Consider the following 394-nt stretch of genomic DNA (forward strand, 5'->3'; position numbering starts at 1 on the left):
TTTTGAACTCAAGTTCACTTTCTCGATTCGGCAACACAGCGAAGGTTTGCAGGAAGTCGGCGGCGGGAATCCTTCTATTTTGGGACATAAAAAAGTGATGCGCTGTCGCTCATGCGGGAGGCACTTTGCGAAATAGTGTCACGACATACGCTCCTTCACCCAAACTTTCGACCCAGCAAGCCACCGGTAGGCCGGAGGTAGTGGCTCGTCACCAAAGAAGGCTCGGTAAGGCTCTCCAGCTACTTTGCTTATTGCATAGATGGCGGGAAGGTAGGCGGATTCTACCTGATCGACCTTCAAAGAAGGAGGATGACTTAATACATGAAGCTTTCGTAAGGCTTTAATTGCCTCCCCGAATCGCGTCGCGTATGCCGGGCCTCGGATGCTCTTGTGA

General features: G+C 51.5%; 1 protein-coding gene. It reads right to left on the reverse strand.

Annotated elements, in window-relative coordinates; genetic code table 11:
• Positions 1-138: 138 nt before the first annotated feature.
• Positions 139-394 (reverse strand): hypothetical protein (locus QC385_RS43890; RefSeq protein ID WP_279547005.1); only part of this gene is annotated, 256 nt, incomplete at its 5' end.

This window comes from Streptomyces sp. DH10 (genome assembly GCF_029813805.1).
Taxonomy (GTDB): domain Bacteria; phylum Actinomycetota; class Actinomycetes; order Streptomycetales; family Streptomycetaceae; genus Streptomyces; species Streptomyces coeruleofuscus.